This is a genomic window from Shewanella sp. 6_MG-2023, assembly GCF_030547195.1.
Classification (GTDB): domain Bacteria; phylum Pseudomonadota; class Gammaproteobacteria; order Enterobacterales; family Shewanellaceae; genus Shewanella.
Map to the genome: position 1 here is coordinate 242001 of NZ_JAUOQU010000001.1, position 14913 is coordinate 256913.

Consider the following 14913-nt stretch of genomic DNA (forward strand, 5'->3'; position numbering starts at 1 on the left):
AGACATGTATTTAGATAAACCGATTTTTACAACCGTCATCAATTCTACCCCATTGGTGTCCATCGATTTACTCATCGAAAACTCACAAGGTCAGGTTTTACTTGGTCTACGTAATAACCGTCCTGCAAAAGGTTTTTGGTTTGTACCTGGTGGCCGAATACAAAAAAATGAAAAGTTAGACGATGCCTTTAAGCGCTTATGTTTTGAAGAGCTTGGTATTAAGCATGCTCGCCAAAAGGCTGAGCATCTTGGTCCTTTTGAGCATTTTTATGATGACTTTGTGTTTGGTGAAGAAGTATCTACCCACTATGTCGTGCTGGGATACAAAATTGTGGTAGATCTTGATATTGACGCTTTACCGCAAAAGCAGCATGGCCAATATCAATGGTTTGACAAAGAAGCCATGCGACAAGATGAAAAAGTTCATATACACAGCAAATGGTATATTTGATTCGAAGATCATTTTTTTCCACAAATCTTTCAAAGATCAAACTATAGAAAGTTCTTGCTTTTAGCCCTTAAGGCTTCAAAATCCGCTATAGCATTCCGTAATTTAAACTATAATTTAAACTGTAATTAAATTCTTATTTAAACTGTAATTAATACCCAACCTCCAGTGAGATTCAAATGACCGAACAACAAACAACAAAAATTGAAGATTACCAATTCTTTATTGATATTGTCTCACCAGAGCTAATTTCTGGCTGGGCATTTTACCAGGGCGGCGATCATAAAGCACATATCGAAGTACGTAGCGGAGAGACGACACTTTGGAGTACTATGGCAGATAACGTGCGTGAAGATTTGCAGCAAGCTGGCTTTGGAGATTGTGCATTTAGTATTACCCCTAATATTAAGGTGCTTGTTGGCAATATTGAGTCTGTTGATATTTATATTGATGGTCATAAAATAAATGAAGCACCGTTCCCCTTGGTGATGCAAGCTCTTAACCTTGATGCATATACTTGTCACATTGATATCAACGAAGGTGATAAGGTGAATGGTTGGGCACGCTATAATGACAACGATACTCACCGTGTTGAAGTGTCATTGCAGGTTGGTGATGCCGTTTTAGGTCGCGTGATTGCAGATAATATGCGTCAAGATCTCGCGGATGCCAACATTGGTGATGGTCAGTATGGTTTTCAGATGAGCCTAGACCTTGCTATGTTCCCTGCTGCCACTGTTAATGCTGATGTTTACGTTGATGGCAAGCTTTCTCAACTTCCTGCTGTTGAACTCTCTGTCGCGCAAGAAGCGGTTGACCGTGCAAAATTCTTGACTGAGTTTGCTGACCAAATTGGTAGTTTTGAGCAGCTAGTAGAAAAAGAGAGCCAACGCTTAGCTGAGCAAATTAATAGTAACACTGCAGAAGACCAGCAGGTTTCTTTGAATACAGTGACCAATGTTGCGATTCAAAACATCGCTGAACTTTCAGCAAGGCTTCATGTTCTTGAGCATGTGGTGTCTAAAAAACTGTAACCATTCATTTTATCTGTATACAGGCTTGTGACTAAGTGGTCATAGTTTATTCGGGTTAACAATAGTGAATAACGATTTATATTATTTTGACCATCGCTATTGTTTATCCCTAAGACCCATTAGCGAATAAGCTTTATTAGCAAGTAAGAACTGTGAAACAAGATATAAATAAAATCATTAAGTTAAACCAGTTAGAGCTTGGCAATATAAGGACTAGTAGTGACTGACATTTCAACGATTTCGCAGGTGAAAGGTTTTATTGATACCTTGGATGCGGGGCGTATTCGTGGTTGGGTCTTTGACCCAAAGAATGAAGGAGAGCGAGCTAGATTTTATGTGGCGCTTGATGGCATGGTGATCACCCAAGGTATCGCTGATTTGTATAGGCAAGACCTGGAGCAAGCGGGATTTGGTACCGGACATTGCAGTTTTTCTATTCCTTTCACATTGCCTTTCGAAGCTGTAGCAGGGAAAAAGCTCACTTTGCTTGATAAGGATGGACGCCTTATTGATGGTGCTCGTCTAGAGGTCGCAACCCAAACTCCCAATGTTACAATGAGCCTGGAGGCTTTAACTAGTCATCAATTAGCGTTTATCTATAACGGTGAAGTCGATCTAAACACGAGTGTTATTTTGAGTGTCGATGGAGTACCAACTTCTTCTCAAGACGTGATACTTCAAAGCCAAGGTGTTGATAAACGATTCTTAATTCCTTTACCTTCGACAGTAGAACGTGGAAAAGAAACTTCATTTCAACTGGCTGTAGTCGGCTCGCCTTGTGTTGTTTGGCAAGAGACTCTTTTTGTTGCAGCATTAAGTGGCGATAGCCACTTTTTAGTCCCTGAGTTGGAGATTCCTAAATTAACGCCTAAACCACTGCAAGCTTCTAAAAACGAAGCTGCGTTCGGTACATCGCGTGAAAAAATGCTTTTTTCAGCTTATGCTGCATCAATCAAGCAAGTTCGAGCTGACAACTCACAAATACTCTCTAATGCATTAGCGATTTCATTGGGCTCTAAGGAACATGACTTAGTATTACCAAATGTGGATGCGCCTGAGGTGACTATCGTTTTGCCACTATTTTTAGCAGAAGAGCGGTTATCGTCTATGGTTAGTTCTGTTGTTTTGGCAACAGAGCCCATGACCTATCAAATTATTTGGATAACGAATACCCACCAACATTGTGATATTGCTAATTTGGTTGTCGTACAGGCGCAAGCTGGCATGAATGAAGCGGCTGCACTTCATCAAGCTTTAGTTAGTGTGGCTGCCAAAGCGACTATTGTATTGCCAAGCGAAGTCGATATATCTTGTTCCTGTATTGCGCAAATTAAGCAAGCGTTGCATAAGCCTTATGTCGGTTTTGTAAGCACTAAGCTTGTTGATTTTAACGGTCAATTGATAGACCGTGAGGTTAGGGGGAGATTTGACGGTGCCCTTAAACATGCTCTTGAACATAAGGCTGCACAATCAGCTAATCATTGCCAAAACAGTTATTTTAGAGCCGTTAATTACGCACTCTTTTCAGTAACAGGCTACAAAACCGCTCTGATTAAGGCATTGCCAAAACCAGATAGCGCTACCAGCGCAACTGATATGTTTGTTTATTGGCAAAAGATAATTAATCAAGAACAACTTGGTGGCTATTGTTTGGCGCATGCATATGCATTGTCTCAAGTTTCGCGCCAAGAGTGGCTGCCTATTGTTTCTAAGCAATATCAAGTTTTGGAAAATCAACAAGGTGAAAACTCTAATCAACCGACCTTAAGTGTAACTGGGCAACCCATCCTAGGTACAGTGGTCATGATTGATGCGCAAACACCAACACCAGATCACGATGCTGGTTCCTATGCCGCAGTTGAAGAAATCAAATTGATTCAATCGCTTGGTTATCATGTGGTATTTATACCTTTAGCTTTTACATATCGACAAGCGTATACGGCTAGGTTACAAGAGTTAGGCGTAGAGGTGTGTTATGCACCTTATTATTCATCTATTGGTGACTTGTTGTGTGAGAAGTTGAAACAGGCTGATGCCGTTTATATCACGCGGTATTATGTCGCTTCTCAGTATATCGATTTTATCAAGGTTCATGCGCCATCTCTGCCTATTTTATTCAATAATGCCGATTTGCACTTTTTACGTGAAATCCGTAGTGCACTTGCAGTTCCCTTGAGCAGTGATGCTAGTAAGCAAAAACGTGAAGAGCTGTTGCAGCAGGCACAGCTGACTAAGGTAAATGAACTGAGTGTGATGGATGAGGTCGATGTGATTCTCTCGTACAATGAGCATGAGCATGCGGTTATTACTTCTCACTTGCTAGAGCAAAATAAAATATTTACCTGCCCGTGGGTTTTACATCCGAAATCGACTCATTGTCAGTTTGAAGCCAGTAATGGCATAGCTTTTCTTGGGGGGTATAAACACCAGCCAAACGTAGAAGCGGTAGAGTATTTTTTTGAGAATATTTTCCCTAAGTTGATGGAGTCTGATCCAAGCATTATTGTCAGTATCTATGGCAGTAATATGCCTGAGTCGTTCAAGCGCTATGAGCACCCCAATGTAGAGCTTGTTGGTTTTGTAGAAAACTTAGATGACGTTTTTTTGCGTCATCGTATCTTTATTGCGCCTCTGTTATCAGGGGCTGGAATTAAGGGCAAAGTGTTAGAGTCCACATCTTATGGCATACCCAGTGTACTTTCTCCAATAGCAGCTGAAAGTACTGGATTAGTTCATCAGGTCAATTCATTGATTGCAAATACTCCAGAGGAGTGGGTTCAGCAAATAAAAATGCTCTATAACGACCATATCCTTTGGAATAAGTTATCTGCTCATGCTATCAGTCTTGCTAATGAACGGTATTCTTCTGATAATGCATTACTTAAAATGAGTCATGCATTTCGTTATGCAGGTTTAAAAACCACTGTTACTTAATAATTACTTAGGAAAAGTTACATAAATGAATTTAAAACTTCTTGGTGCTGCAATACGTATTATCCCGAAAAGAATGCAAGGGAGAGCCCTGGTAAAAGCATTAAATTACATTTTAACAAGCCAGCCTATAAACTTAGTTAACAATACTAAACTAAGAGTGGCAATAAATGATTTAAACCGGGAGTGGTGGTTTGTATTTGAAAATGAAAAGTTTTCGTTTTTACCCAATAGCCCTGCAAATGGGATGTCTAATGACTTAGCCGTTTCAATGAGTGCAGACATAGAGACGATTTTATTACTTAAAGATGATGAGGCCATTAAGTGTTTCATTAATAAAGAAAAGCTAATATTTGATGGTGCGCAAAAAGATGATTTTATTGGAATGCTTAAAGGTATTCCACAAAACAAAATTGATGAGTTAATTGAACGAGGTTATGGTTTTTTAAAGTTGAAAAGACCGCCTAGGCTAGATATTAACTCCGTCAGTATAACTGATGTACGAACACCTAAAGATGTGGAATTTCTGCGTGATGAAGCTATTAGGCTAGAAAATGATGACTTAAAAAAAGCGTTAGCGTTGATGGAAATTGCGTTTAAGGCTAGACCTGAAGGACCTTTAATACGCCGAAAAGTTAAAGAATATCGCGCAAAGGTTTCATCGCTGCGCTAGACATAAACAATTAAATGTAAACCGTTCTAAAAGGATAGGCAATTGATTAACAAAGTTGTAAGAAAAATCAAATCTAAATTAGTTAGTACTCCAACCGCTGAAATAGAGGAGTATCATTTTAATATTGATGTTTCATTTAATCATATCGTCAGTGGTTGGGCATACAAGAAGTCAAACCCAGAACAGCGAGTGCATGTTGCCTTTAAAGAAGGTGATAACCTTTTTTGTGAGGTTATGGCGGATCAAGAAAGAGAAGACCTAAAGTTAGCAGGTTTACCAGTAGACTCTTGTTCATTTGAAGTTGCCCCCGATTTACCTCAACAAACCTTAACTCCGGTTTTTGCTGACTTATATTTAGATGGCATTAAAGTTAATGTTTCACCTATAGTATTTAGTGCTAGTTATGATGAGTTTATTAAAAACATTAAACAAGAAGGTGTTATTTAGATTTATCAGACATTGTGACTTTTTACTGTGGTCAACTAGCATTGGCCACAGCCTTGTTTAAAAATATTTTTAATCAATTGATTATAAGTTAAAAATTTGTTCTTCCGCCCGCGAAGCTAACATTAAAGCCTTAACGAAATAGTTTGCTATGATGTTGCTGTTTTGCTGTAAGGGGCGGTTTTTTATCGGGCGTAACTGACTGGTCCGAGGGCTGGTGTTATTGCCTTTGCAGCTCTAGGCTCATTAATGGCTTATTTCTATTTAATAATAGATTTGTTCTATTTAGATTATCTATTGTTACAAGGCTCGATTTAGCTAATATTATTTCAATTAGGATTATTTAAAACTCTCTACCAAACCTAAGGATGGGTTATGCAAATTATTCACCATGGCGCAGTGACAGGCGTTACCGGATCATGTCATGAGTTAGTAATTGATGCCGCTAACAGCTTATTAGTTGATTGTGGTTTATTTCAAGGTGCTGAGACATCAGGCAATACTAATCAATATCAACTTGCTATCGAATTTGATGTTAGCAATGTGCAGGCACTATTGGTGACCCATTGCCATATCGATCATGTGGGGCGAATTCCTTATTTACTGGCTGCAGGCTTTACTGGCCCCATTTATGCTTCAACTGCCACCGCGGCTCTATTGCCCATGGTTATTGAAGATGCGCTTAAAGTCGGTGTGACTCGTAATAAAAATATGATTAAGGCCTGCCTTAATCGCTTATCAAAGCAAGTCGTTGCAGTACCATATCGTCAATGGCAATTATTACCCGAAGTTGATACACATCAGGTAAAAATTAAATTCCAACCAGCAGGTCATATTCTAGGTTCTGCTTATATTGAAGTCGATGTATTACCAGTTAGTGACATCGATTCATCTGCTGCTTCACCAACTCGCCGTTCCCTCAATAAATCCAATGAGGCTGAGTCGAACTCACATTCTGAGTCGGACAGTGGGCTTGTTTCAACGCTTATTTCAACACCTGTCTCAACGCCTAAAACTCATATCAATTTTTCCACAGGTGTTTCCGTTAAGGGGAATAAGTCGATACGGATTGTTTTTTCTGGTGATTTAGGAGCTACGTACACCCCTTTGTTGGCGGCTCCTCGTAGCCCATATCGAGCTGATGTCGTGGTGATAGAAAGTACCTATGGTGATCGAGTTCATCAAGGGCGTAAAGCGCGCCAGCAACAATTGCAGGCGGTGATAAAAAAAGCCATCGCAGATAAAGGCATTGTGATTATTCCTGCATTTAGTATTGGTCGAACTCAAGAGTTATTGTATGAAATTGAGCAAATTATTAGCCGCAGTGGTGACAAGCAAATTTCACAGTTGGAGGTGATAGTTGACTCACCAATGGCTGCTAAATTTACTGACCACTATAAAAAATTCCAATCTTTATGGGATGCAGAGGCTAAGCGGGTGGTGCGCGAAGGGCGTAACCCACTTGATTTTGATAGCTTATATACGGTCAATTCCCATCAGGAGCATTTGGCCACTATTGATTATTTAGCTAAACGGAACAAAAGCGCGATTGTTATTGCTGCTAGTGGTATGTGTGCGGGTGGCCGAGTCGTCAATTATTTAAAACGTTTTTTATCCGAATCTAGCACAGATGTTTTATTTGTCGGCTATCAAGCTAAAGGTACTCCAGGTCGCGATATCCAGCGCTTTGGTCATGCAAATGATGGTTATGTCATGCTAGATGGTCAAAAAGTTGATATAGCAGCTAATATTCATACTATTTCAGGTTACTCAGCCCATGCAGATAAGGCTAATTTAGTTAACTATATTAAACGTATTAGAGTTGGCCCTGAAAAGGTCATCATTGTGCATGGTGATGATGAAGCCAAAGCAAGCTTGAAAAATAGTTTAATGCCGTTGGTTGGCGAGGTAGTAATCGGTGTTTAGTGTACCGGTGTTTAACGTATTAGCACCTAATCTGTGGTAGATATGCGCTAACGTTAGATAAACACTTACTGTGCTCACATGCATCAATGAGTCCAAGGCTAAAGTGCTTACTAAGATTGACCCATTAAAACATTTTAGTATATTATTCGCGCACTTATATATTTCAAGGATGAAAATAATGCGTTTTTCCGCATCTACGTTTGCTTTTCTATTTAGTTCAACTCTTGCAATAACTTGCCCATCAGCAATCGCTGAACCATTCCATGTCTCAGATGGAATTAAACTCGCGGCTGATGTCAATAATGATGGTATCTCTGACTTTGCACTGTATGGTGCCAGTGTCACACTCTTTAAATATGATGTTATTTCTGGCGCTGATGGCGTAAAACTTACTTCGTTTTCGTTTCCTGATCCAGATTCATTTGCTCATGCAAAATTTCATTGGGTCGCTGATCGCGATAATGATGGTGTTCAAGATATTGGATTATTTGGTTTAAATACCACCACGGATAAATATCAATTTGTTTTAAAGAGCAGTAAAACGGGTGGCAGTTTAGGTACTTGGACCTGGAATAATACGCTTTTTTTACCTGAGTTTAATGAGATTGATGACATTACCTTGGATGGAATGCCCGAGTTTGGTGTTTTAGGTACTCATGTTGCAAATTCAACTTTGCAGCTTCAAGTTCGTGATGGAAAACTAAAAAGTCCAGTGGCCACTTTTAAGTGGCCTAATATTTGGGATGACCCGCGTGTGGTGACTATGTCGGATGTCACTGGTGATAGTATTCCAGAGGTTGCAATATATGGGGTGAACAAGCGCCGCGGTAATGGACAACTTTTTGTTTACGATGGTGCATTAGCCACTAATAAATTGGATGTTTATAACTGGGGTAAACATTGGGGGAATACTTCTTTATATCAATTAGAAGATATTGACGGTGATGGTACTAATGAGTGGGGGCAATTTGGTAAGCGCCACGATGATGGCCGCTATCAGATGCTGATGAAAAGAGGCAGCAGTAAAGTTGGCGTGTTGCGGACGTTAACCTGGAACACCACCATGAATGTGGACAAACCCGTGTTATTGGACGATATAACCAATGATGGTATTCAGGAAGTTGCACTGGCACAGTTTGATGTTGACCTAAGGTTTAAAATTTTAATTAATGATGGACGTTTACCTAATAAGCGCATAAAAAATATTTCATGGCCGATGAAATGGCTGCCTTTTGCTCGTCTTGTACAGTTACATGATATCGATGGTGATGGCGTGGGCGAAGTTGGTTTGTTAGGGCCAGATATCAGCACAGGTAATATTGTGTTAAGCATTAAAAGCTTAGTGACAGGTAAAGAACTGACTCAATATACATGGGATAAACAGTGGACGAATGGTTTTACTCAACTTGAAATATTTGATGCCAATAATGACGGTGTGCTTGATTATGCTTTAACCGGCTATCAGGATCTTAGTTTCTTTGAGCGAATTTCTGTTATTAGCGGTACCAGTGATCGCGCTGTTATTTTTGATAAAATTGTCGGGCAAGAGCGGGCGACGTTGAGTTCTTTTTTAACCGCAACATACGATACTGATTTCCGTTATATTACATCATTTAATGATGCGCTTAGGGCTAATGATAATGTAGAGCCGCTTTTATTCGATGGGGATTTACTACATTATGGCGCTGAGGAGGTTTTACCTTATACCGTCAATAATAGTTTATTAACCTTACATCATGATGACGGTGATGAAGAGATAAACTTCACCTATGTCAGTGATGAATTTGGCGTATCCTTATCACCTGACGCTGAATTATCGTTGTTTACTCAATCGAGTTTCAACTTAACGTCTGATGATAAGTTCGATGAATCAATGATATCGGGAAAGATATTCTCATATCTAATGGACGACTCAGGTGCCAATTCAACATTTTCAGAGCCATTAGGGTTTTACATTACCTTTTACGCTACTGGTCTGGCATTCGTTGGTGCAGAATCTATTGTTGTGCCCTGGTCAATTGATAGTCAAGGTCGTTTAGTCATTGCGTTATCTGAACATAATGGAGATGACGATTTGGTGTTTTCTCGTTATGTCGATGATGGAAATCTGTTTGTGATTAAAGATGAAAGTCGCAATGATAAACCCTTGCTAATGTCCGAAGATTTAACATTGATGACGACTTTACACAATAACTGGCTGATAGCAGATTAAGTTCAATTAAGGCTGTAAGCCTTTTGTAAATGAAATAAATAAAAACGCTCCCTTGTGGAGCGTTTTTATTTGAGGCCTGCATTGTATGAACTTTTGGGTACTGCGCTAGCGGATTATTGCTCTAGCTATCCAGTTGCTTGGTTATTTAAAGGGCATGTAATGCTAGCGGGTTAAAATATTGGCTGCTGGCAAATATTCATAATATTTCGAGTTATTTTTTTATATTGATAAATCATTACCAGCACCACAAGTAAGCGCTGTTGTACTAAGGGCTTAAACTTCAAGTTACATTAGCTAGTTCTATTTCAATTAAATACCAGCACCGCAGGATGTTGCGTTCTTTTTCGGGAGGCGTCGCTTGGGTGTTGCTCTGGCGTTGCTCGGGTGTTGCCGAGGTGTAGCTGTGAGTGTAGACTATTAATGTTTTAACTTTTGCAGTTAACCTTAATCTTAATAAGGATATAGTAATGAATATATCAAGGATGATGCTTGCAGGCTTAGCGCTTGCGATCACAGCCCCCACTAGCGCCAATAATTTAAACTCTAGTGTACAAGAAGCGCTCTTAGCATCTCAAGATTTTGCAAAAAAGCAAGGTCAGTTTTTTTCTTCAAAAAATAGTCCTACATCTCATCAAGCAATAGCGTTTTCAAACCACACTATTTCAGTTGCTAATCATAAAAATCAATCACAAGTTAATGCGAATGGGCTTAGCTTTAGCAATGATGAGATAGCAGGTCAAAGCTATATTTTAATTGAAGATACCAAAGAGGGCTATGCACCTCGAGGTGGTGGAGCATTTAGTTTTAACGCAGATGGCACTGGTATAGCAGGTTTTGATGAATACCTCTGGTTTAGTGACGATAGTATTAGTTGGGAAGTCGTTAACGATAATCTGCATCTTACTAGTACGCCGAAAACTGAAGAGGAAATGGATTGGTATCCTTATACTTATATTGCTGAAATATATGGGCAAGAAATTGCGGATCATTTAATTGCTAAAAACGATGCTGGTGAGATTTCATGGCAAATTAGCTTTGAAGAAGAAGTTTATTTTGATGCAACTTTTGAAAAGTTATCAGTCACGGGTGCTCATTCACGTTTAAAGGTCTCTGGTACTGATTATTCTAAACTGATTATCCCAGACGAGTGGGAGTGGAATGAGTCAACCATTGATGGTGTCGAGAACTTCGATATAGAAGAGAATTGGTATACGACTTCAACGAGTTTATTTGTAAATGAGACGGCTGAATCTTTATCAGGCGAATGGCTAATTGATTTATATCAGGGTTTTAGTAACCAACAAGTCAATCCGGAAGATTTTACTTATGGCATTTTAGGTGAGCGTTTAACATTAAATCAAAATGGTTCAGTCACAGATTCCCATTCTGGGAATGACTATACTTGGTCAATTCTCAATGGTGAACTGACACTTACCTCTGGCGATAGTCGATTTGTGATTAAACCAGTGCTTCAGGTCAATAAAGCTTATTTAGCTAATGTTGAGCAATATGAAAATGGTAATTTAGTTAGAGTTTTTAACGGACAACTAGCAAAATTTGATAATAGTTTTAGTGAGTTTACCGATAAAATAGTAACGGAGTTACCTAATGTTTGGTTGTCAGGCATGAATCTCTCCTCATTAGAAGCTTGGGATGGCGACAAGCCTAGTTTTGACTATGGCTGGGGATATAAGTTTCTTGATGATGGTACTTTTTATCGGGGTATTAGCGCTGATTATGAATTTAGTGACACTTTTAGCTTTGGTCAAAAGTGGAATTACACTATTAATGAACATGATGTTGTAACCTCTATAGAAGAAAATTATTATCAACTTTCCTATCGCGAGCGGCATTGGGAAGTGCTATCTGTTGATGATGAAGGTAAAGCGCTGGTTTTTGAATATTCGTATAGAAGTTACGATTATAATGATGATGGTATTATAAGCTCTGATGAAGTTCAGAATTTCATTCCACCACGTTTAAACTCGATGGTACTACTTGATTTAACCCTATTCCCGGAGGCTTGGGATTCATTACCTGATACTGACGGCGACGGCCTAAATGATTATCAAGAAGAAGAATATGGAACTTCACCCACTAATCCTGATTCAGATAACGATGGGATTAATGATGGTGATGAAATTGCATTAGGTTTAAACCCATTATCGCAAGATTCAGATGGCGATGGCTTTACTGATGGTTTTGAACGTGAGCAAGGAACCGATCCTAATTCTGCCGTATCCAAGCCTGGTTCTACAACTATGTCATTTAGTTCAGCAGAATTAAATAACGCTAAGGTTGCATTACTTGCTAATGCTCAGGAAGGTTGGCTTCAAAATTCTGGTATAGCGCTTCAGTTAAGTGAGGATGGTTCTGGCTCAATGAGTGATGGTTGGCTAGAGAGCTTTACTAGTAATTCAATTTCTTGGTCTATTTTGGATGGTCAATTAAGGTTGTCTACTGCTGATAGCAGTATTAGCAATTGGTATCATATATATCCATTTGAAGATATTGCGATACGTTATGGTCAGGAGGTTGCTGATTGGTTAATAAATGCTGCAGATAGCGGTCTGATAGAGTATTCATTTCAATTAGAAGAACATATTGAAGTCACTGAGCGTATTTACACTAAAAATAATCAAGTTGATGATACGTTAGAAGTTATAGAGTCTATTAATAGTGAGACCACACTAATATTCCCAGAAAGCTGGGGTTGGACTGATGAGGCACCTAGCTTTAACACGTTATCAGAATCCATTATGCAATGGCATACTGATATTTCAGGTCCATTTGACGCATTGTCAGACAGCGATGTAGTCGGTACTTGGAGTGTGCTAGCACCTACAGAATTGACATATGGTCCTGTTCGTGGTGGTTATACCGTTAATGGTCTGTTTGTTAATGAATTAGTATTAGATAATGATTCAACTGCAGGGTTTGACTCTACTGTGGCAGCAGTGTTTGATTCTAATGTGTACACTTGGTCACTAGATAGCGGTGTGCTGGAACTTACCTCTGGGGATAACCTAATAAAAGTTACTCCATTTAAACAACTAGAGAAGCAATACCTTGCATATTATGAAATGTATGACAGTGGTAATTTGATTTATAGCTATGTTGCTCCTTTGGCAAAATTTGATAACACCTTTACTCAGTTAACACAAAATATAGCTACACAGCTACCTCAGATTTATTTTGCAGGCATTAATGCTAGCTTTATTGAAACGTGGGACGGTGATAATTTAAAGTTTGATAGCATTTTTGGGTATCAATTCCGCAATGATGGAACAATGCGCCGTGGTATTGGTGGTAGCACAGATTATGACACTGGCGAAAACTTCCTTTCTATGGGGCAAGAGTGGACTTATGAGGTTGTTGGTAACACCATTGCTATGTCATATATCACTGCAGATATTAACCGGATGCGAACCTGGGAGGTTTTATCCGTAGATAAAAATGGCCGTGCAATCGTATTCGAGAGTTCTACATATGCAAGGGACTTAAATTATGACGGTATTATCAGTCCTGATGAAGATGGTTTTTATATTGCTCCGCGTATCAACACCCTCGAGTTATTGGACCTCAGTCAATACCAAGATGAATGGAACGCATTACCAGATAGTGATGGTGATGGCCTAAATGACCATCAAGAATATGATTACGGTACAGACATGTACAATAGTGATTCAGATTTTGATGGTATCTCAGACGGTGACGAAGTTTTAGCGGGTTTAAACCCATTAGATCCAACAGATGCATTGGCAGATAATGATGGTGATGGTTTAACCAATGCTGAAGAAATTGCGTTAGGCACAGATGTGAATAATGCTGATACCGATATGGATGGTGTGTCTGATTTTGATGAACGAAATGCTGGCACTAACCCGTTAGATGCTGATGATTATCCAACTCCTGTATTAACCACTATGTCTATTGCTGATATCACTAATGATGGTGCGAGCGATGTTTTAGGCTATTACATGCAAGCTGGTGTCATTAATGTTGAGGTGTTTTCAAGTAATGACTATGTGTCATTAAACACTTTCTCAATCAGTCACAGCCTTGATAACCCACAATTACACTTGCTTGAAGACAATAATGGTAATGGTAGTAATGAACTTGGAGTATTTGGCTTTAATTCTGAGGTAAGCCGTTATCAACTGTTTGTTTATGATATTGAATCAGGTAATCAATTGTCTGTTTTCAATTGGCCTGCAACCTTGTTATCAGCAGACTTTGTTGCTTTAGCCGATTTAAGCGGTGATGGTGTGCAAGAGTATGCAATATCAGGGGTTCACTCTGGTAATGGTACCCGTCAGTTAGTGGTTAAAAACGGTGCAACTCGAGGTGCTTATGCCACATTCAAATGGCCTAACCAATGGTTAAACCCGACGTTTGTCACCATGACTGATATCACAGCTGATGGCGTTCCTGAAGTTGCTTTATATGGTCAGCATGAACGTTTAGATAAAGGACAATTATTTGTCTACGATGGCGCATCTGCATCAACTAAAATTGACGTTTATAACTGGAATAAACTCTGGACTAACATCCAGTTACTTGAAATGGATGATGTTGACGGTGAAGGTACCCTTGATTGGGGCCAGTTCGGGCAACGTAAAGATGACGGCCGTTACCAATTAGTGGTTAAAAAAGGCCACGATAAACGCGGCGTAATTAGAACCTTTAGCTGGCCAAATGATTTAGTGGACGTTAAACCACTATTGGTTGCGGATAGAACCGGAGATGGTGTTCGTGAAGTTGCTGTAACGGGTACTAGCTCAGTTACAGGTAAGCAATTCTTGCGCATCAACGACGGTAAACTGGCTAATCAACGTATTGCTAATTTTAGCTGGCCAAGTAATTGGGAGAACAGTCAGATTGTAGAATTAGGCGATCTTGATAATGATGGCTTTAACGAATTTGCTTTATTGGGTTATTTGAAAACTAATGGCAATGTGCAGCTGATTGTTAAAAATGGTCAAACAGCGACAGAACTAGGTCGTTATACATTAACCGGCGACTGGCGTGATGTGTCAGTTTCTAGCTTTAAAGATGAAAATGATATGTTCATTACCATTACTGGAGTGGATCAAGCGAATCTATCTAATAAAGTCACTTTACTGGATAATAGTTTAACTGCTGTTGGAACTTATATTTTGCAATAACTTTAAATTATAGTTAATTAATAAAGGCGCTTCGGCGCCTTTTTTATTTATGAACTTGTTAAATTTGTTGCTTTTTG

The 14913-nt window shown here is 39.2% G+C and carries 8 protein-coding genes; all 8 read left to right on the forward strand.

Annotated elements, in window-relative coordinates; all coding sequences use genetic code 11:
• Positions 1-4: 4 nt before the first annotated feature.
• The 8 genes from Q4533_RS01115 to Q4533_RS01150 all read left to right on the forward strand — a co-directional run bounded on the left by Q4533_RS01115 (position 5) and on the right by Q4533_RS01150 (position 14836).
• Positions 5-451, forward strand: a complete 447-nt coding sequence (locus tag Q4533_RS01115; protein ID WP_303501418.1) for a GDP-mannose mannosyl hydrolase — start codon at positions 5-7, stop codon at positions 449-451.
• Between the two features lie 176 nt (positions 452-627).
• On the forward strand, positions 628-1482 hold the full coding sequence (locus Q4533_RS01120) for a hypothetical protein (RefSeq protein WP_303501419.1): 855 nt from the start codon (positions 628-630) through the stop codon (positions 1480-1482).
• Between the two features lie 219 nt (positions 1483-1701).
• Positions 1702-4416: a glycosyltransferase family 4 protein gene (locus Q4533_RS01125; RefSeq protein ID WP_303501421.1), complete on the forward strand. Its 2715-nt coding sequence runs from the start codon at positions 1702-1704 to the stop codon at positions 4414-4416.
• A 25-nt stretch (positions 4417-4441) separates the two neighbouring features.
• Positions 4442-5086, forward strand: coding sequence for a hypothetical protein (locus Q4533_RS01130; protein WP_303501422.1), 645 nt, complete (start codon positions 4442-4444; stop codon positions 5084-5086).
• 42 nt (positions 5087-5128) lie between these two features.
• The gene (locus Q4533_RS01135; RefSeq protein WP_303501424.1) at positions 5129-5533 is read left to right on the forward strand and encodes a hypothetical protein; all 405 of its coding nucleotides are present in this window, start codon (positions 5129-5131) and stop codon (positions 5531-5533) included.
• A 372-nt stretch (positions 5534-5905) separates the two neighbouring features.
• On the forward strand, positions 5906-7456 hold the full coding sequence (locus tag Q4533_RS01140; RefSeq protein WP_303501426.1) for an MBL fold metallo-hydrolase RNA specificity domain-containing protein: 1551 nt from the start codon (positions 5906-5908) through the stop codon (positions 7454-7456).
• Positions 7457-7634: 178 nt separating this feature from the next.
• On the forward strand, positions 7635-9668 hold the full coding sequence (locus Q4533_RS01145) for a hypothetical protein (RefSeq protein WP_303501427.1): 2034 nt from the start codon (positions 7635-7637) through the stop codon (positions 9666-9668).
• Between the two features lie 467 nt (positions 9669-10135).
• Positions 10136-14836: a thrombospondin type 3 repeat-containing protein gene (locus Q4533_RS01150; RefSeq protein ID WP_303501429.1), complete on the forward strand. Its 4701-nt coding sequence runs from the start codon at positions 10136-10138 to the stop codon at positions 14834-14836.
• The last annotated feature ends 77 nt before the right edge of the window (positions 14837-14913 follow it).

Bases quoted from the DNA above. Each gene is read 5' to 3' on its own strand.
- Q4533_RS01115 (WP_303501418.1), top strand. From the start codon at position 5: ATGTATTTAGATAAACCGATTTTTACAACCGTCATCAATTCTACCCCA.
- Q4533_RS01120 (WP_303501419.1), top strand. From the start codon at position 628: ATGACCGAACAACAAACAACAAAAATTGAAGATTACCAATTCTTTATT.
- Q4533_RS01130 (WP_303501422.1), top strand. From the start codon at position 4,442: ATGAATTTAAAACTTCTTGGTGCTGCAATACGTATTATCCCGAAAAGA.
- Q4533_RS01140 (WP_303501426.1), top strand. From the start codon at position 5,906: ATGCAAATTATTCACCATGGCGCAGTGACAGGCGTTACCGGATCATGT.
- Q4533_RS01145 (WP_303501427.1), top strand. From the start codon at position 7,635: ATGCGTTTTTCCGCATCTACGTTTGCTTTTCTATTTAGTTCAACTCTT.
- Q4533_RS01150 (WP_303501429.1), top strand. From the start codon at position 10,136: ATGAATATATCAAGGATGATGCTTGCAGGCTTAGCGCTTGCGATCACA.